This is a genomic window from Pseudoduganella sp. R-43 (genome assembly GCF_049913255.1).
Lineage (GTDB): Bacteria > Pseudomonadota > Gammaproteobacteria > Burkholderiales > Burkholderiaceae_D > Rugamonas.
Window position 1 is genome coordinate 6462960 of sequence record NZ_CP183988.1, and the last position, 16991, is coordinate 6479950.

The window sequence follows — 16991 nt, forward strand, 5'->3', positions numbered from 1 at the left end:
TCACTGCAGGTCCGCCTGGACCGTTCCATCCTGTTGCAGGCGGCCGGCCAACACGGCCCCGCCCGACATCCTCAATTGCACCGGCTCGCCCGGCGCCGCATCGCCCAGGGCGATGCCTTCGCGCTCCAGCTGCAGCGCGCCGCTCTGCCAGCGCAGCACGGCCCGTTCGCCGCGGCGCATGAAACCGGCCGGCGCCAGCTGGCTCGCCGCCAGCGCCTGCCCCGCGCGCAGCGGCTGGCGCAGACGGGCGCCGTTGGGCAAGCTGTCCGCCGCCAGGCCGCCCGCCAGTGCCGCGTTGCCGGGGCGGGCTTCAAAATCGGCGGCCACTAGCACCTCGCCGGCAGCCAGGTCGCGCCGCGCGACATACAGCTGGCGCGGCAGCTCCAGGGCCAGTTCCACCCGCAGCGAGCGGTACACCGCGTCCTGCCACAGCACGTCCAGCCACACTTCAAAGCGCGGCGCCAGCGTGCGTCCCGCCAGCGGCCGCACGGCCAGGCGCGCGTCCTGCGGTGCTTCCACTTCAGCCGGCACGCGCAGCGGCGTCGCCTGCAAGCTGCCGTTGGCGCCGAACGCGGCCTGCACCGCCTGCGTCGCCAGCGCCAGCTGTTCGGCCGAAGCCACCAGCCGCGACGCCATGCGCACCTGCACCTGCTGCGCTCCTGTCACTTCCACGCTGCGCCCGGTCCGGCGCAGCACCAGTTCCTGCAATTGCGCGCGCGTCCAGCGCGCCACATAGCCGATGCGCGGTGCGCTGCCCAGGTCCAGGCTAGCCAGCGCCGCGGCGCCTTCGCCGCTGACTTCGGCCACATCGGCCAGGTGCAGGCGCGGCTGCATGGCCATCACCGTTTCCCGCAGCGCCAATTCGGCGCCTTGCGCCGCCGGCAGCCACGCGAGGGCGGCCGCACACAGCAGCGCACGCATGGCTTATTTGCGCAGGTTGTTGCTCATGGCCAGCATCTCGTCCGACGCCTGGATCACCTTGACGCTGCTTTCGTAGGCGCGCTGCGCCACCATCAGGCTGACCATTTCATCCACCAGGTTGACGTTGGAGCCTTCCAGCCAGCCCTGCGCCACCGTGCCCATGCCGCCTTCCCCGGCCGCGCCGTAGATGGCGTCGCCGGAAGCCGCGCTGGGCCGGTACATATTGCCGCCCATGGCCTGCAGGCCGCTGGTGTCGGCAAAGCGCGCCAGTTCAATGCGGCCCAGTTCGCTGGGCGAACTCTGGCCGGCCAGCTTGGCCGTCACCACGCCGGCGGCCGACACCGACAGCTCGCTGGCGTCGTTGCCGACCTGGATGGCCGGGCGCAGCTGGTAACCGTCGCTGGTGGCCAGGTAGCCTTCCTTGTCGACCACCAGGCTGCCGCCGCGGGTAAAGGCCGGCGTGCCGTCGGCTGCCGTCACTTCGAAGAAGCCGTCGCCGCGCACGGCGAAATCGAGGGCCTGGCCGGTCTGTTTCAGCTCGCCGCCGGCAAAGGCCTTGACGATGCCGGCCATGCCGACCCCGCTGCCCTGCCACAGCGAAGGCGCAGCGCCCTGGGTGGCCTGGCTGGCGGCGGCGCGGGCACCGCCCATGTCGCGGTAGACCAGGTCCTGGAAGCTCACGCGCGAGCGCTTGAAGCCGGGCGTGCCGACGTTGGCCAGGTTGTTGGCAATGGTGTCCACGCTGGCCTGCTGCATCTGCATGCCGGTGGCGGCGATGTACATCGAATCGTTCATGGCTTAAAAATCTCCCAGCTTGCGGATGGTCTTTTCCAGGTTGTCGTCATAGCCCTGCACTACGCGCGCCAGGGCTTCGAAATGGCGCACCGTCATGCTCATGCGCACCATCTCGGTGGTGGTGTCGACGTTGGACGCTTCCTGGAAGCCCTGCTTGACCGGCGCGCTGCTGTTCGGGTCGGCCACCGTGGCGCCGCCCAGCGCATACATGCCGCCGCCCAGCGGCTGCAGGCGGCCAGCCTGCTCGAAGCGCACCCGCTTCAGGCGGCCGACCACGCGGCCGTCCTGTTGCACGTCGCCGTTGCCGTCGATGGTGAAGGGGGCGTTGCTGAGGGTGAGCGGACCGGCGCTGCTGACCACCGGGTGGCCCTGGTCGCCGACCAGGCGGCCATCGACGTCGACGCGCAGCTTGCCCTGGCGGGTGTAGGCCGCGCCGTCCGGCGTGGCCAGCTCCAGGAAATCGGTGCCCTCGACCGCGACGTCATGGGCGTCGCCGGTGGCGCGCAGGCGCCCGGCGCCGGCATCAATGACACTGCTTTGCAGGGACGGCAGGGTCAGCGGCAATGGCTGCGCCAGTGCTGCCTGGCTCAGTTGAGCCTGGAAGGTGGTGCCCAGCGCCAGCTGCTTCTTGTAACCAGGCGTCACGGCGTTGGCCAGGTTCTGGCTGATGCTCTCCATTTGCCGGACATCGTTCTGCAGGCCCAGGCCGGCAATTGCATTTACGTCCACTGTTACCTCGGCAACTAACAATATAACAATTGAAAGTCGGCAATACTATCATGATGCAAATGCTAATTGCAGAAAATGGTAGAGTTTTTATTTATGGAAACTTATAAAGTGTCACTAATTTGAGGGGTTTTGTAGCAGTGCCGAGAGACGATCGGCCAGCGCCGGCGCTGCCATCGCTGTGTGGCTGCCACGCCACGCTTTGGCCGCCGCGCGCATGCCGGCATCGGCCAGGGCGTCCTCTACCTGGGCCAGCGGCGCCGCATCGTCCTGGTAGACGCGGGCCACGCCCAGTTCAGCCACGCGGCGCGCCAGCATGGCTTGCTCCGGCTGCTGCGGCAGCAGCAGCATCGGCACCCCGGCCGCCAGGCAGGCGCAGATCGTGGCATGGCTGGCATACAGGATGGCCAGGTCGCACTGCCCGGCCAGGCTGCGCAACTGCGTCAGCTCTTGCGTGAAGCGCATATTGCTGTTGGCAAAGCGCGCCGCCTGCTGCGCTGTCAGCCCCGGCGCGTAGATCAGCGCCTCGCAAGGCGCCATGCGCAACTGGCTGAGCAGGCGGTCCACGCCGCGCTGCCCCGGGCGCAGGTAGGCGAACACGCGCGGCCGCCCGGTGTCGGGCCAGCTGGCCGGCACCCCGGCCTCATCGAGATAGAAGCCGCCGCAGTATTCCTCTTCCGGCCGGGCGCCGAAATGGTCCAGCTCGGGATAAGTATCGAGCAAGCGCAAGTCGGCGTCGAACAGTTCAGGAAGCGTCGCCAGCGGCGCCATGCCGATGCGCTCCTGTGCCGCCTGGATCGCCGCCAGTGCCGCCGTGTCGCACGCCAGCAAATTTTCCTGCGCCACCGCCTGCGGCAGGATGGGCGGGAACGGCGTCTGCCGCGGCGGCAGGAAAAAGCCGGGCGACAGCAGCACGCGCCGCATGGCGCGCCCGCGGCTGGCCAGCAGCGCCGTCGGGCTGTGGTCGAACACCGTCAGCGCCGGCTGCACCAATTCGAAGATCTGTTGCCAGGCGCGCAGCATGCCCGCCAGGCGCACCGGGCTGGCGTAGCCGCAGCGCAGCAGGATGTCGGCATAGTTCAGGGCCGGCCCGGCGGCGGCGCCCTGGCCGATTGCCACCGGCGCCTGCAGCCAAGGCATGCCGTGCGGCCCCAGCACCACTTCAGCCGAATGGGTGTCGCGCACCGCAAACACGGGACGGTAACCGCGTTCGCGCAAGGCCAGCGCCAGCGGCAGGAATTTCGAGACATGGCCCAGGTGTTCGCCCAATTCCCACGCGAACAGGATGTTTGCATTCATCTTTGAAAGAAATATTGCGTTGTTTACACGTTCATCATATTGTAGGATGATCTTGCATTGCTAAATTTGCCAAGCTTTACCATGTCGACCGCAACAGACCTCACCGCCAAGATCCAGCGCTTCACCACGTTCCTGCAAGCCGATCCGGACAACACCAGCCTGCTGCTCGACCTGGGCGACCTGCAGCACCAGGCAGGCCAGTTCGATGCCGCCCTGGCCAGCTATGGCCGTGCCGCCGCCCTGCTGCCGGATGCCTCGGCCGCCACCGCGCGCACCGCCGCCGTCTACCTGTCGCAGCACCGCTTCAGCGAAGCGGGCGTCCTGTTCGAAGGCTTGCTGGCAGAGGGCGAACAAGCGCCGGCGCTGCAGCACAACCTGGGTATCGCCCTGTTCTACCAGGATCGCTTCGAGGAAGCGGCGCAGCAGTTCAGCGCCGCCGCAGCGGGCGGCCTGGATGTGCCGGCCAATGCGCGCTACCTCGCCAATTGCCTGCACCACACCGGCCAGATGGATGAAGCGCTGCAAGCGGCCCGGCAATGGCATGCCCAGACCGAATCGCCCGACAGCCAGGCCTATCTTTCCCTGCTCTATTTCGACCAGGGCGACCGCGAACAGGCGCGCGCCGCCGCCGAGGCGGCCCTGGCCGTCCAGCCCGACAGCGTGGAAGCCAACGCCGTGCGCGGTTCGCTGGCGCTGGAAGACCAGGACATCGCCACCGCGCGCACCAGCTTCGACACCGTGCTGGCGCAGCGCCCGGACAACGGGCGCGCCTGGCTGGGCAAGGGCCTGAGCCAGCTCTACACCGAAGAGCAGGACGATGCGCTGGCCTCGCTGGCCAGGGCCGAAGCCTGCATGCCCGAGCATTCCGGCACCATCGTCGCGCTGGGCTGGGCCCAGCTGACCACCGGCCGCCACGCCGAAGCGGAACAGAGTTTCCGCCGCGCCGTGGAAGCCGACCGTGGTTTCGCCGAAGCCCACGGCGGCCTGGCTGCCGCGCTGGTGCACCTGAACCGCCTGGATGAGGCGCGCCAGGCCGTGACCGTGGCCAACCGCCTGGACCCGGCCAACTTCGGCGCCGTCTACGCCAAGGCCGCCCTGCTCAAGCTGGACGGCCACGGCCAGCTGGCCGACCGCCTGATCTCGCGCGCACTGCAACAGCGCCCGACGGCGGATGCCCCGAGCCTGCAGGAATACCTGACCACTTTTGTGGCGCAACGCGCGCCGAAACACTGAGAACGGATTACGAAAATGAGCAACCCCACCCTCGCCATGCTTGACCAGGCCGAGCTGCTCCAGCTGTCGCTGGAAGCCGACCGTAACGGCGATTCCGCCACCTCGCTGGCTTACCTGAAAGAAGCGGGCAGCCGCCCCGATGCCAGCGCCGAAGCGCTGCTGATGCTGGGCGCCAGCTACGCCTCGCTGCGCATGTATGACCGCGCCGCAACCGCGATGGAAGCGGCCATTGCCGCCAATCCGGAACTGGCCATCGCGCGCTTCCAGCTGGGCCTGCTGTACCTGTCGTCAGGCGACGGCCCGCGCGCCAACGACGTGCTGGTGGCGCTGGACGACCTGGACGAAGGCAAATGCCTGTTCCACTTTGGCCGCGGCCTGCGCCACCTGCTGGCGGATGAATTTGCCGATGCGCTGCGCTACCTGCAACGCGGCATTGAACTGAACCTGGACAACCCGGCCCTGAACGCCGACATGCAGCGCATCATCGACGACGTCAACAAGCTGCCGGAAGAACAGCGCCAGCAAAGCGCCGGCACCGACAGCAGCCAGCACGTGATGCTGTCGGCCTATACCGGCCGCAGCACGCACTGATCAGGAACGCCGGCGGCGTGCCAGGGCCAGCAGGCCGAGACCGCCGGCCATCAGCGGCAACGTCGCCGGCTCCGGCACATCGCCAGGCGGGTCGACCTGGTCGACGCTCCACTGGATCTGGTCAAGCACCAGTTGCGGGCCGGCGCCGTCCTGCGAGCCGGCATCGATACCACCGGTGCCCAGGAAGCTCACCGCGTCCACGCCCTTGAAGCCGAAATCGAAGTAGTAAGGTCCGTTGAAGGAGGTCTGCAGGGTCTTGGTGTACAGCAGCTGGCCATTGCGCCAGCCTTGCACCAGGACATCCTCATCCATGCTCCAGGCGGCCGTGATGGCAGCGCGGTCGAAATTGAACTTGGTCGCACGCGAGAACGAAATAATGCCGTCCCAGCCGATCAAGCCAACATTGCCCACCGTGCCCAATTGGTAGCCGCGGGACTGGATGTAGTCCTTGAAAACAACGGCGGGGTCATTGCCCCATTCAAAGCCGCCATAGCCCGCCTCCAGCGGCGCCACCCAGTCGCCAGGGTCCTGGTCTTCGAACGTCAACAAGCCCGCTTGCGCAGACGCCGACATCAATAAAGCCACGGCCAGCAAGCCGCAGCGCTTCCAGCTGCTGAACATACTTTTTCCTTTTTAGAAATAGATGCTGCAATACATTAAACATTGTATGGTAGCATGTTGACATTCAAATTACTTAACTTTTCTTTCGCCACTATGACGTCCAGCAACAATTTGTCCGTATTTGCGCCCGATGAACTGGTCGCCCTGGCCCGCCATCACATCGACAGCAACCGGCTCGACCTCGCACTGGAAAAGTTGAAGCTGGTCCTGGCCGGCAACGCCCCCGAACCGGAAGCGATTGCCATGACGGCCCGCCTATACGCCCAGCTGGGCCTGCCGCGCCGCGCCCAGGAGCTGTTCCAGCACTACCTGGCACTGCACCCGGACGCGCCGACCGAGCAGTTCCAGCTGGCGATGGCCTACTTCAACGACGGCCAGGCCGAACAGGCGCAAGTGCTGTGGGATGCCATCCTGGAACGCGACCCGGTGCACCCGCCGGCCCTGTACTTCAGCGCCTTGCACCAGGCGCGCCAGGGCAAGGCGCAAGACGCGCGCCGCCACCTGGACGTGTTGCTGCAGTCGGCCGCCTCCAGCAACCTGTACGCCGAGCGCGGCAGGGAATTGCTGCAATCGCTGGACGCCACGGCCCAGCAATGATGGATGTGCAAGTCGAAGTCAGCACACGCTGCAACTTCGACTGCTTTTACTGCGCAGGACGCGACATGGCGCAAGGCGACATGCCGCTGGAACGTTTCCGCGCCATCGTCGACAGGCACGTCGCGCGCTACGGCGTGCCACGCCGCCTGTCGCTGCAGGGCGAAGGCGAACCAACGCTGAACCGCGACTTCTTCGCCATGGCCGCCTACGCGCGCACCATCGGCGCCGAGCCGTTCACCATCACCAACGGCACGTACAAATATCCCGAACACTTCCTGGCCGACTTCCGCCAGATCGGCGTCAGCATAGACACGCTGGATGCCTGCGAAGCGGCCAGCATCGGCCGCCACAACCTGGAACGCGTCATCGAGTTTGTCGAGAACCTGCGCGGCAGACTCGACATCACGATCTTCTCCGTCGCCGTTTCCGCCTCGGTTCAGCCAGTGCGCGAATGGTGCCGCAAGCGCGGCTTGCGCCACATGATTCAGCCGCTGCAGGGCAAGGACGACTACAGCCGCCGTTACCCACAGCGCATCCAGCTGCACCGCCAACCGACCGAGTACCGTTGCCACCTTCTGGAGAATGACGGCATGCGCTACTACGACCTGAGCGGCGGCGAGATGCCATGCTGCTTCATCAAGGACGCCAGCCGCTTCGAGTCAATCGCCGCGCTGCGCAGCATCCTCGAAGAGCGCAAGGTGCCGCTCCCCTGCGCTGGCTGTGCTCACTTGCGCTAACGCCTATGCGGTGGCCTTCACGCCATACTGCTCCACCAGGATCCTCAGGTAGCTCAGGGCACTCTTTTGCGCATAATCGGGCGCATCATTGCCGCTCAGGTTCAATTTCTTGAGGTCTTCCACCAAAGCGAAATAGCGCGCCGTCAAATACTGCGGCAAATCCGCCCGGTTCAACCGAATATTGCTTAAGCCGTCTTCCTCGTTCACCACTTGCATGTAGTAGCACTGGATGGCGCAGAAAACGCCCAGCGCATCACTTGCGGCGACGCGCAAGGCCAAGTCAAGTTCGCGCTCTGCAAACTTGACGTTGTACTTCTCGGCGATCGGATAAATCGCCTTGACCAGCAACTCGTTGTGATCGGTCGGCAGCAAGTCGGCATTAATGTAGGACGGCGTGCGAAACACGCCTTCCTCGCCACGGATTACCTTGAACAGATGATGAGATTTGATCTGCTGGTAAATTTCGTCGACTGTTGGAGTCATTTCTGGATTCACAATTCGTCCGATGTCAGGCTTGCATAATTCGTTCAAGCCTTCGGACATAATCTGCAGCACCGTTTCACGGTCGCCGCCCAGAAGAGGTGTTTGACCATAAAAGAAGCGGAACCTGAAGCGCCCGTTCCACAGGACTGTCAAGCGTACGCCCGTCCATTTCTCGCCATGCTGGACAGCCTCTTGATATAGGGCCTTGACCGTATCGTATGTCTGAATCGTGTTGCCGAGGTCGTAGCTATCCAGGTGGATATCGAAATTTTCGCCGCCCAACGCCCTCGCAGTGCACTTATTTCTCAGCCCGAGTTGCTCATCCTCTAAGAACTCAAAATAGAAAGTAATCACTCTCCAATCCGGCGGCGCGCTATCGGCGAGCGCCTGCACCGTCTGGTTCAACAGTTCCGGGTCAGCCTGAAATGCCACAATTTTCCTCCTGTACTCTCAATCGTCACGAGCTTCCAAGTACCATTTTTGTCCACTACTAATAGCCAACGCCATATTGTTCGTGCGGCAAGGACAGCCATGCCTCGACCATTGCGTGAAAATTGTCGACTTCCGAGTGGTGCGCCAATTTCGTCAATGCGGCCCGAGCAGCGGCAAAGTTCCAGCCGCTTGAATTTAACGTGAACCACGCCGATGTCAGGTCTCCCGCACTCAAATAGGTCTGGAATAAGTGCTGTTTGTCCGTAGTCTTCAACCATGGGGGACAATCAGGACTGGCCAGAAACGCACGCGCGGTGGTTTCATTTAACTCAAAAGAGGACGCCTGTTTATTAGCAGAACCATTGGCGTTGCTAACGGTTGGAAAACCACCGTCATAACCTTTCGACCCAGAACAGCTTTCCAGTGGCGTGCGTACTGCAAATTCTGGCAGCAAATATAACTGTGTTGGGTCGTCGCCATGAGTTTCGGCAAATTGTTCAATCTGGCCTAAATCAACCCCTAGTTTGGCTGCAAAGTCGGCAACTTCCGGGGTGGATTCATCCGCGAATACAAGCTCATTCAAGACTTCGTATGCTTTGAACTGTTCGCAGGTCCGCGCTATTTCAGATACCACGTAGCCCAACTTGACGTACATCTTGACAAAGCTGGCGTCACGATCAGCGAACCAGTGACTCCAGTAGCCCGTGTAAATCATCGCATCTGGCGCACTCCAAAACGGAATGAGTGCCGGCGGAAAGCCGTAGCACCGTGCAGGCTGTTCGTTTATTCCATTAGGCAGTTGGAGCCTGCCCGTTGCTAGCGCAATCAATTCCTCCGGCATGCCAAGCCCGCCCAATACCTTTTCATACTGTTTCATCTTCCATTCCTTCATCTGCTCGCTGCTAGAATTTTCGGAAGTTCAATGGTCGCAGTCAGGCGCAGGGGATAAAAGCTCGGCATGTGCACACGTTCTGAACCAAGCGGATTTTGCTCAAGCTATCCTCCTGCATGTAATAGCACTTGATGGCACAGAAACATCGTGCGCATCGCTGGCCGCAAGGCGAAGGGCCGCTCGCCCTCGGCAAACCTGGAGTTGTACGACTGGGCAGTGGGATAGATACCGTTGACCAGCAGATGATTATGAGGTCGACAGCAGGCCCGCGCTGATAGGCAGAGGTGCGGAAGACGGCTGACTCGCCGCCATCACATTGAACAGATTGAGCCTCAATATCCGCAAATGGTGCAGCAAGCACGACTTGCGCCGCATGAGCAACCGCTATTGTGAAGTCGCCGTTGAAAGTTGAGCTTGCTGCGCCGATTGCTCCCTGGCGCAGACGCAGGTACTTGTCTGCGATCGTGGACAGCAGACAGCACAACTCAGCGTCCGCAGACCCGGTGTTCGGAACAAAGGACTTCGCGCTTTACACTTCTTCCAACTGTCAAATCCGTTTGCATCCTATTCGAGATTCTCAACTCTCCTTAGCTTAGTCCGTCATCAATTGTACGCCTGCAAACTGTTTGATAATGTCAATATGAACTCCAAGCTTCAACTTCTGCAAGTTCGCAACATTTGCTTCGCCGCCCAGAGGAAGTACCGGCACAAAGCCGTATACCTCGTCTGGTCCCAGTACTCCAAGCGCGCCCCGAGCAGCTTCAAACATTGGATTATCGTCGTCGTCATCGAAATCAAAGTCTTCCAGACGCATCCCACCGAAAAACATGTCAATTGCATCCTCCATGTTGCCTGAGGCAAGTGCCGAGCTACGGGCCATCACGGCGGCAATTGGGCAACATATCGTGATTACTCGCGGACCATTCTCCCGCGCGCAAAAGAACTCGCCGAAAGCCGAACGCGCAATTATGAAATAGCGGTCCTCAGGCAGCTCGTTCAGCGGCTTTATCCAGCCATCGACTAACCACCCATATTCTTCTGGATTGACAGTCCAGAACATACCTCCGCCATACGAGCACCAGCCTTGGCTTTGCCAAATTTCAAGCAACGAATCTGGCAATATCCCACGGTACTTCTCCAATATCTGGTCAGGAACAGTCGCATATTGCGCTCCGCGGCCGGAGGCCGCCAAGAAAGCGGAATATTCTCTTTTCATTTGCATCCTTTAAATTCGGCCATTATTAATCAGCCCTGTTTCTAGGAACAGGCGTACGTTCATTTGGTGACCGCCATAGCCGGCCTCTTTTGCCTTGGCAGCCCAAGAATCCAAAGCTTCAACGCGGCTGTTCCAAGAAGGACCGATCGACGAGTTGACATTAGCATTTCCCATACGAGTTGGGTCGGCCGAAGTATAACCTCCTGCGACGTTATCCGGCTCATGTAATGCTGCGAGGCCTTTACGAGCTGCCGTTGCCTGTTGCGCCGCCATTTTGTCTATCGCATCATCGCTGAGTTGCGGATTTTCGCGCCTCATACGCTCAGCAATACTTTGCTTAACCTCCCGCTCAAAATCTTTCGTGAACTGTTTCTGCGCCCGTTTCGCATTCGGATTGCGTCCCAGCTTATCGAAGGAATCTCGTGCTTTCATGAATTGATCAACTGTCAAGCTATTCAAAGCATCTTCCTGACCTCGGATCTGCCGTGCGTACTCTGTCAAGAACTCTCGACGTTCCGCGGCAGTCTGCAATGCGCGGAATTTGTCGCCGCCCATTGGATCGAAGACTACTCGCGCTGCATCCCCAGGCACAACCGGACGTGTCGGACCTTCCGCGGCTACACGGCGTCGTGTGTTCTGCACAATTTCCACTTCACCGCAGTCGGCATTGTGAACGAAGATGCGCAACTCACCAACGAAGTAGGTGTGGAACTCGTCAACTTCAATGTTGTGGACGGTTTCCAGCCCTTCTTCTTCCACCAGCGACACCACCACGCGATGTTCGCCGGACGGCGTCAGCAATGGATCGCCTTCACGCAGATCGGCTGCACGTACCCAGCCATGGCCTGCGATCCAGAACGGGTGTTCATCGGTGGTGCGGATCGTTTCGCGGTTGCCTGCCTCGTCCGCTACGACCAGACGATAAATCTGCTTGTCCTCGATGACGATCGTACGGACCACGGTACGATAGGCAATCTCACCCGTCTCCTCGTGACGCGACAGAACTTGGTCGCCAATGGCCAGGCGGTCGATCGCGCGCAACCCGTCGCGGGTTTCCACAGGCGTACCGGCCACGAAGCAGGCACGGCGCAGGTTACGCACGTCCACGCCATTGACCATCACCGGCCGGCCGGTTTTCGAGACTCCCAAGTTCGGCGGCGGAAGCTTCACCGTTCATGACAGCTCGGCGTTCTGCCCGATTCAGGCCGGCATCCTGCAGTGCGCGGTTGTGCTCCTTCATGGACAGCTCGAACTTCTGCGGCGCATTGCCTGCCGTCGGAGTTGAACGTGGAGCCTGCGGCGCTTGTGGCGCATGCACCTCAGCACCGCGCGGTGCCGGCGTGCTTGGCGCAGATGCCGGCGTCGGCTCCTGCACTGGCGGACGATACGGCTCTGGTGCGCGTGGAGCGGGGCCTTGCTCGGCGCGCGGCACCTCACGCTCTACCTTTGCCGCATTGGAGCCTGCACGAACTTCACCCAGGGCATTGCGCACTACAGCAGGCGCATCCGCCGCCACGCCACTGCCATTGGCTACCTTTGGCATCTCCGACGCGGCGCGTCCCGGTACAGCCTCGGCGACCTTCCCTCCTGTCACCTCAGTCTGCTCCCACGGATTGCGTGGTGCTGCGCGGTCCGCAATGTTTGCGCGGCTTGCGGCGCTGGCATCGCCAGTGATCGCGGTTGCCGGATTCGGCTCGCCGTTGAGGCGCCCACGGGTTGTGGCGGCCTCACCTACGGCGCCCGACCTGGCTTCCGATGCAGCTGTGCGTACAGCCCCGGTCTCACCTGCGACTTCGCCCGCAGCGGCGCGCGCACCGTTGGCATTGCCAACCGCGCCACGTCCTGCAACAACAGCATCAGCCGCGCCAGCCTCCCCAACCGCCGAGCGCAGGGCGTTTGCCGCTGCGGCGGCTTCCGCACCTTCGCCGGCAATCAAGCCCATCCGGCCGGCCAACGATACCGCCGTTTTTCTGCCCAAGAGCGTGCTATACCGCGTGCTCCTGCAGCGCAACCTGTTCACGCGCTCGCAGCTGGCGCCCACCACCTTTTACCGCATGCTGCGCAAAAACCAGCTGCTCGATGAACCAACCATGCACAAGCAGCGCCTCTCCTTCGCCATGCAGTTCGCCAATGAGTTGTGGCAAGCCGACACGCTGCACGGCCCCAGCATCAAACAGGCCGACGGCCAGTGGAAAAAAACCTTCCTGATCGCCTTCCTCGACGACGCCTCGCGCGTCATTACGCACGCCGAGTTCTTTTACCGCGACAATACGGAGAATATGGTGCAGGCCTTCCGTTCTGCCTTGTACAAGCGCGGCAAGCCGCAGCGCCTCTACTTCGATTACGGCAGCAACTACAGCGCCCGCGAAATCGCCCAAGCCTGCCTGCGGCTCGACATCCACCTGTCGCACGCGCCCATCCGCGACGGCGCCGCCAAGGGCAAGATCGAACGTTTCTTCCGGGGTTTTCGCGACCGCTTCCTGACTTTGCATACCCACTTCGCTTCGCTGGAAGAACTTAACCGCCTGACTCACCAGTGGGTGGAGCAGGAATACAACGCGCAATTCCACAGCGGCATCCAGATGGCGCCCGTCGACCGTTTCAACCTGGACCGCAACCGCATCACCTTCCTGGCCGACGACGCCTTTTCGGCCGAGGTGTTTTATGTCGAAGAGGAACGCAAGGTCAGCAAGACCAATGTCTTCTCGATCAATTCGCAACGCTACGAATGCCCGGTCGACCTGCGTGGCAAGGCGGTGCAAGTGCGTTATGACCGCCAGCGGCGCGACAGCTTCATCGTCTACTTCGCCGGCCAGCGCATGGGCCAAGCCAATGCGCTCGACCTGCACGCCAATGCACGCCTTCGCATGCCGGCGGCAACGGGAGAGCGCACATGATCAAGTCCACATTCGGCCTGACGCAGGAACCCTTCTACCGCAAGGATCCGCCCCTGCTGCCGCAACAAAGCGAAGCGCTGGAGATGGTGCAGATCCATGCCCAGCATGGCGGCTTCTGCGTCGTAGTCGGCGATCCCGGCGTCGGCAAATCCGTTATCCGCCAGCACCTGGAACAACTAGGCAAGGCACGTGATTGCGTGGTGGCCAGCTTCACCCAAACCATGCATACCTATCTTCCGATCCTCAAGCAGTTGGGTGAATCGCTGCAGATCAAAGCCGCGCCCAAGGACATTGAAAAGGAGCTGGTGCAGGCGGCCTGGCGCCATGTACAATCGCAGAAGAACCTGTACCTCGTGATCGACGATGCGCACTTGCTCGATGTGCTTATTTTGCGCAAGCTGCGCCTGTTGTTCGAGCGATTCCCGAGCAAGCATAACCTGGTGTTGCTTGGCCAGCCGGAGCTGCTGCATCGTCTCTCGCTGATGTGCAACGAAGACATCAAGAGCCGCATCAGTTATTCAAAGCAGCTGCTGCCGCTCAATGACGAACAGCTGGCCGCGTTCATCGTGGCCGAACTGGCGGCGGTCGGACTGGGCGCCAACACCTTCGACGAGGCGGCGCTGAACGTCGTATTGCGCGCAGTACAAGGCAACCTGAGGTTGGCACGCAATCTGTGCTACGCCAGCCTGGTGGCCGCTTGCATGGATCGACAGCGTATTTGCACAGTCACCCACGTCAACGCAGCGCTGCAGCAACCGCACTGGCGCTCGCACGAAGCGTTACTCAAGCAGCAGCAAGCGCGCAGCGGGGAGAAAGTGTAGCGCATCCTGCCGGCGCCATCACGCAGCGGGAATCCATTGAAGATGATGGGGGCCAGCCGCGCATATCGTAGCGCGGGGAACTTCGGGTCCCCTTTTTTTTCAGCGCAGCTACGACACCAAAACGGCAGACGATACGATCTAAGCGTGGCCAGGCAGGGAAAATTCTACGACGTCAAAGTGGAAAAACGCCGCCAATCTCGCCGAAATCGCTCGACGATAATTTGGCTCGCGATACGATGAAAGCGCGGCGCGCAACACTGGCCGCGATGCAGGCGGCGCACGCACATCCACACGCCATTGCCGTCCCAGCACACGACCTTCAGGCGAGTGTGGCGCCGGTTGCTGAACACGTAGGCTGTGCCATCGCATGGTGGGCGGCCCAGCGCTTGCTGCACATGCAGTGACAGGCGATCGCCCCCAGCGCGAATGTCTACTGGCTGGGTTGCAAGCCAAACTGTCGTTGCCTGCAGCTGCATTACAGACCGCGCAGCAGATCGGCCACCCAAGCTGCCGAGGCGCCTGCTGGAACTCGACGGACCAGCTATGCGGTCCGCGCAAGATCAATGCCGGTGCGCTAACTTCCGCCTTAATCACAACAGGCACCAAGGCCGCTACCGCTGGCTCGCTACGACTCAAACGCCGAACCCAGTAGCCGACTTGGCGGATAGGGTAGCCATGCTTCTGCGCAAAGGCCCGCTGCGACATGCCGCTCTCACGCCATAACGCGATACGCTCCAACCACCGCTGCTCTCGTTCTTGATTTGCCATCCGGTTCTCCAAAGTGAAAACCGAAGTTTGACCAGGCCTTGCCAACTTTCATATGTGGTCGCGTTGAGCGCTTACAGGCAATCTGCGATTGGCGCGCAACCTGTGTTATGCCAGTCTGGTGGAGGCTTGCCGGAATAGTCAGCGTATCTGCACCGTCACCCATGTCAACATGGCGCTGCAGCAACCGCATTGGCGTTCGCACGAAGCACTGCTCAAGCAGCAGCAAGCGCGCGGCGGGGGCAAGGCGTAGGGCATCTTCCCGACTTCATCACGCAGCGGGAACACATCGAAGATGAGGGCGGCCAGCCGCGTACGTCGTAGCGCCAGAGGGACTTCGCGTCCCCATACTTTTTCACTGACGCTACGACGCCAAAGCGGCAGGCGATACGATCCAAGCGTGGCCGGCCAGGGAAAATGCTACGACGTCAACGTGGTAAAACGCCGCCAATCTTGCCAAAATCGCTCGACGATAATTTGGTTCACGATACGATGAAAGCGCGGCGCGCAACAACTGGTCAATTCATATCAGCGCCTTTCGATTACACATATCGCTGACCAAGCATCAACGTAGTTCTCGCACCACTTTGACCGCTCCGCTATTTATCTCTAGCTCAAGCAGGAACTGCTGATCAGCCGTCTCAAACACAACTCCGAATCGATGTTCCGGATCCGTATCAGAGGGTTCAAACCAAAGGAAGCTGCCGTACCTCATAACGCCAGCGATTTCCTGAGCGCTTCCCAAAACATAACATTCCCGTCCTTGCGCATCCATGACAGTCAGTTTTGGAGAACCAGCGGCACCACCAATCTGTGGAATTACCGCGACATGCCCCCTGCCTGGCAAAACTTTGGCCAATACGCCATCTGGGTAATCCAGCGCTAACTGCCTTTGGCCAGCCAGCCAAGACACCCTAACAATTTTGCTCGGTGCCCAGCCGAGTTGGCTGAGCGTCTGGAAGGTCATTCCTGGAACGATCTCTTTGCCGTCCTGGCGGAGTTCGATAAATGCGTCAATCAGATCCACGCTCACACTACCTCACTTGGAAACGCCGGCTGCAATGGGAGCCGGCAAAATCTCAATCGCTTGATTGTGTTCATTGGCGACATCCATGATCTGGTTGCCTTCAATAAAAACCATGAAGCCAGCAGGAAGTGCCAGCACCTCCAACAAAGCCGGACGAAGTTGAATTAGCTGGAACGCGTAAATCGCCTCCAATTCAAATTCAGCATTGCTATTACGAATGCCTATAAACCATCCAGAATCATGCTTTTCCGGATTCGGAGCACTTCTTTCCAAATAAATGGATGGCGCCTGAAGCGCTCCGCGAGCCAGCACGATCTTGTCCTGGAACGAAATCTCTGCCGAAGCACAATTGGCGCGCCGTATAAATCCGGTTTGCTGAGACAACAATGCCAAAGTCACGTCCACACCTTCACGCAAATCCACGAAAGGGTTGCGCTCAAAATCAGGTTCCCATAACGTTAGCGTGCCGTCCGGAGACTGGCCAACCGTAAGCATGGAGAATCCCAACTGAATGCGTTGACCCGCCACTATCGGTCGACCTTGCGCGTGCATGTCTTGAAACAACGAGATTAACCAGGCGACCTGCCCCTTTAACGAAGGCGCCGCCTTCACAGCAAAGGGCTGCTGGCCGATGTAAGCCTGCGTGATTTCTGCTGCTGTTCGCGATTCAAATTGCTGGCGTGCGCCGGCATCAGTAGTTTCAATTGATTCAACACCACCCAGCCTTACGATTCGCACGCCCAGGCCCTTCAGTCGTGTCAACACCGCTGCGGCGAGTTGCGCATCATTAATCTGCAGATCGAAATCACGTCCGTTTGCGTCTCGATAACAAAGCATTTCAGACACGGGGGTCTGTTCAATGTAATAGTCCGCGAGCGTAAGTCCACGTCCGAAAAGATAATCATCGACGTTAGGTAACGGCGTCTGATGTTCCATAG

The 16991-nt window shown here is 61.1% G+C and carries 19 protein-coding genes and 1 pseudogene; 6 read left to right on the forward strand and 14 right to left on the reverse strand.

Annotation, left to right across the window (positions count from 1 at the left end; translation table 11 throughout):
* From flgA to ACN9M3_RS29665, 4 genes are all read right to left on the reverse strand, one after another.
* Nucleotides 1-921 carry a flagellar basal body P-ring formation chaperone FlgA gene (flgA, locus tag ACN9M3_RS29650; protein ID WP_426319500.1) on the reverse strand — a complete coding sequence of 307 codons (921 nt, stop codon included), beginning with the start codon at nt 919-921 and terminating at the stop codon, nt 1-3.
* 3 nt (nt 922-924) lie between these two features.
* Complete coding sequence (gene flgG, locus ACN9M3_RS29655; RefSeq protein WP_426165652.1) at nt 925-1716, reverse strand: flagellar basal-body rod protein FlgG; 792 nt, start codon at nt 1714-1716, stop codon at nt 925-927.
* Between the two features lie 3 nt (nt 1717-1719).
* Nucleotides 1720-2445, reverse strand: a complete 726-nt coding sequence (locus tag ACN9M3_RS29660; RefSeq protein WP_426319501.1) for a flagellar hook-basal body protein — start codon at nt 2443-2445, stop codon at nt 1720-1722.
* Nucleotides 2446-2559: 114 nt separating this feature from the next.
* A complete protein-coding gene (locus ACN9M3_RS29665; RefSeq protein ID WP_426319502.1) occupies nt 2560-3741 on the reverse strand; it encodes a glycosyltransferase in 1182 nt (393 codons plus the stop codon).
* 81 nt (nt 3742-3822) lie between these two features.
* On the opposite strand from ACN9M3_RS29665, the gene ACN9M3_RS29670 reads away from it, so the two are divergent.
* Together ACN9M3_RS29670 and ACN9M3_RS29675 are read left to right on the forward strand one after the other, a co-directional pair.
* The gene (locus ACN9M3_RS29670; RefSeq protein ID WP_426319503.1) at nt 3823-4974 is read left to right on the forward strand and encodes a tetratricopeptide repeat protein; all 1152 of its coding nucleotides are present in this window, start codon (nt 3823-3825) and stop codon (nt 4972-4974) included.
* Between the two features lie 15 nt (nt 4975-4989).
* Nucleotides 4990-5565: a tetratricopeptide repeat protein gene (locus ACN9M3_RS29675; protein ID WP_426165660.1), complete on the forward strand. Its 576-nt coding sequence runs from the start codon at nt 4990-4992 to the stop codon at nt 5563-5565.
* Here ACN9M3_RS29675 and ACN9M3_RS29680 read toward each other — a convergent pair whose 3' ends face one another.
* The gene (locus tag ACN9M3_RS29680) at nt 5566-6186 is read right to left on the reverse strand and encodes a PEP-CTERM sorting domain-containing protein (protein ID WP_426165662.1); all 621 of its coding nucleotides are present in this window, start codon (nt 6184-6186) and stop codon (nt 5566-5568) included.
* A gap of 111 nt (nt 6187-6297) precedes the next feature.
* Here ACN9M3_RS29680 and ACN9M3_RS29685 point away from each other — a divergent pair, with 111 nt between their 5' ends.
* Nucleotides 6298-6783: a tetratricopeptide repeat protein gene (locus ACN9M3_RS29685; protein ID WP_426319504.1), complete on the forward strand. Its 486-nt coding sequence runs from the start codon at nt 6298-6300 to the stop codon at nt 6781-6783.
* The gene (locus ACN9M3_RS29690) at nt 6780-7520 is read left to right on the forward strand and encodes a radical SAM protein (protein ID WP_426319505.1); all 741 of its coding nucleotides are present in this window, start codon (nt 6780-6782) and stop codon (nt 7518-7520) included. Before ACN9M3_RS29685 ends, ACN9M3_RS29690 begins: the two co-directional genes overlap by 4 nt.
* A gap of 3 nt (nt 7521-7523) precedes the next feature.
* Here ACN9M3_RS29690 and ACN9M3_RS29695 read toward each other — a convergent pair whose 3' ends face one another.
* The 5 genes from ACN9M3_RS29695 to ACN9M3_RS29715 all read right to left on the reverse strand — a co-directional run bounded on the left by ACN9M3_RS29695 (nt 7524) and on the right by ACN9M3_RS29715 (nt 12485).
* Entirely contained in the window at nt 7524-8435 is a 912-nt protein-coding gene (locus ACN9M3_RS29695; protein WP_426319506.1) for a hypothetical protein, read from the reverse strand.
* Nucleotides 8436-8493: 58 nt separating this feature from the next.
* On the reverse strand, nt 8494-9312 hold the full coding sequence (locus ACN9M3_RS29700) for a hypothetical protein (RefSeq protein WP_426319507.1): 819 nt from the start codon (nt 9310-9312) through the stop codon (nt 8494-8496).
* Nucleotides 9313-9919: 607 nt separating this feature from the next.
* Nucleotides 9920-10543, reverse strand: coding sequence for a GAD-like domain-containing protein (locus tag ACN9M3_RS29705; protein WP_426319508.1), 624 nt, complete (start codon nt 10541-10543; stop codon nt 9920-9922).
* 9 nt (nt 10544-10552) lie between these two features.
* A complete protein-coding gene (locus tag ACN9M3_RS29710; protein ID WP_426319509.1) occupies nt 10553-11644 on the reverse strand; it encodes a polymorphic toxin type 15 domain-containing protein in 1092 nt (363 codons plus the stop codon).
* A complete protein-coding gene (locus ACN9M3_RS29715; RefSeq protein ID WP_426319510.1) occupies nt 11637-12485 on the reverse strand; it encodes a hypothetical protein in 849 nt (282 codons plus the stop codon). Before ACN9M3_RS29715 ends, ACN9M3_RS29710 begins: the two co-directional genes overlap by 8 nt.
* A 52-nt stretch (nt 12486-12537) precedes the next feature.
* Here ACN9M3_RS29715 and ACN9M3_RS29720 point away from each other — a divergent pair, with 52 nt between their 5' ends.
* Both ACN9M3_RS29720 and ACN9M3_RS29725 read left to right on the forward strand, forming a co-directional pair.
* Complete coding sequence (locus ACN9M3_RS29720) at nt 12538-13440, forward strand: DDE-type integrase/transposase/recombinase (protein ID WP_426319511.1); 903 nt, start codon at nt 12538-12540, stop codon at nt 13438-13440.
* Complete coding sequence (locus ACN9M3_RS29725; protein WP_426319512.1) at nt 13437-14261, forward strand: ExeA family protein; 825 nt, start codon at nt 13437-13439, stop codon at nt 14259-14261. The genes ACN9M3_RS29720 and ACN9M3_RS29725 overlap by 4 nt, the downstream gene beginning before the upstream one ends.
* Nucleotides 14262-14425: 164 nt before the next feature.
* On the opposite strand, the gene tnpB is transcribed toward ACN9M3_RS29725, so the two are convergent.
* The 4 genes and pseudogenes from tnpB to ACN9M3_RS29745 form a co-directional block, all read right to left on the reverse strand.
* Complete coding sequence (tnpB, locus tag ACN9M3_RS29730; protein WP_426165680.1) at nt 14426-14737, reverse strand: IS66 family insertion sequence element accessory protein TnpB; 312 nt, start codon at nt 14735-14737, stop codon at nt 14426-14428.
* A 64-nt stretch (nt 14738-14801) separates the two neighbouring features.
* Nucleotides 14802-15029, reverse strand: a pseudogene (gene tnpA, locus ACN9M3_RS29735) (IS66 family insertion sequence element accessory protein TnpA); the annotation flags it as partial.
* 562 nt (nt 15030-15591) lie between these two features.
* The gene (locus ACN9M3_RS29740) at nt 15592-16053 is read right to left on the reverse strand and encodes a hypothetical protein (protein WP_426165682.1); all 462 of its coding nucleotides are present in this window, start codon (nt 16051-16053) and stop codon (nt 15592-15594) included.
* Nucleotides 16054-16065: 12 nt separating this feature from the next.
* A complete protein-coding gene (locus ACN9M3_RS29745; RefSeq protein ID WP_426319513.1) occupies nt 16066-16989 on the reverse strand; it encodes an immunity protein Imm33 domain-containing protein in 924 nt (307 codons plus the stop codon).
* Between the last annotated feature and the right edge of the window lie 2 nt (nt 16990-16991).

Coding starts and splice junctions, on each gene's coding strand:
- flgA (WP_426319500.1), bottom strand. CDS start 921: ATGCGTGCGCTGCTGTGTGCGGCCGCCCTCGCGTGGCTGCCGGCGGCG.
- flgG (WP_426165652.1), bottom strand. CDS start 1,716: ATGAACGATTCGATGTACATCGCCGCCACCGGCATGCAGATGCAGCAG.
- ACN9M3_RS29665 (WP_426319502.1), bottom strand. CDS start 3,741: ATGAATGCAAACATCCTGTTCGCGTGGGAATTGGGCGAACACCTGGGC.
- ACN9M3_RS29670 (WP_426319503.1), top strand. CDS start 3,823: ATGTCGACCGCAACAGACCTCACCGCCAAGATCCAGCGCTTCACCACG.
- ACN9M3_RS29675 (WP_426165660.1), top strand. CDS start 4,990: ATGAGCAACCCCACCCTCGCCATGCTTGACCAGGCCGAGCTGCTCCAG.
- ACN9M3_RS29680 (WP_426165662.1), bottom strand. CDS start 6,186: ATGTTCAGCAGCTGGAAGCGCTGCGGCTTGCTGGCCGTGGCTTTATTG.
- ACN9M3_RS29690 (WP_426319505.1), top strand. CDS start 6,780: ATGATGGATGTGCAAGTCGAAGTCAGCACACGCTGCAACTTCGACTGC.
- ACN9M3_RS29700 (WP_426319507.1), bottom strand. CDS start 9,312: ATGAAACAGTATGAAAAGGTATTGGGCGGGCTTGGCATGCCGGAGGAA.
- ACN9M3_RS29705 (WP_426319508.1), bottom strand. CDS start 10,543: ATGAAAAGAGAATATTCCGCTTTCTTGGCGGCCTCCGGCCGCGGAGCG.
- ACN9M3_RS29715 (WP_426319510.1), bottom strand. CDS start 12,485: ATGGGCTTGATTGCCGGCGAAGGTGCGGAAGCCGCCGCAGCGGCAAAC.
- ACN9M3_RS29725 (WP_426319512.1), top strand. CDS start 13,437: ATGATCAAGTCCACATTCGGCCTGACGCAGGAACCCTTCTACCGCAAG.
- tnpB (WP_426165680.1), bottom strand. CDS start 14,737: ATGCAGCTGCAGGCAACGACAGTTTGGCTTGCAACCCAGCCAGTAGAC.
- ACN9M3_RS29745 (WP_426319513.1), bottom strand. CDS start 16,989: ATGGAACATCAGACGCCGTTACCTAACGTCGATGATTATCTTTTCGGA.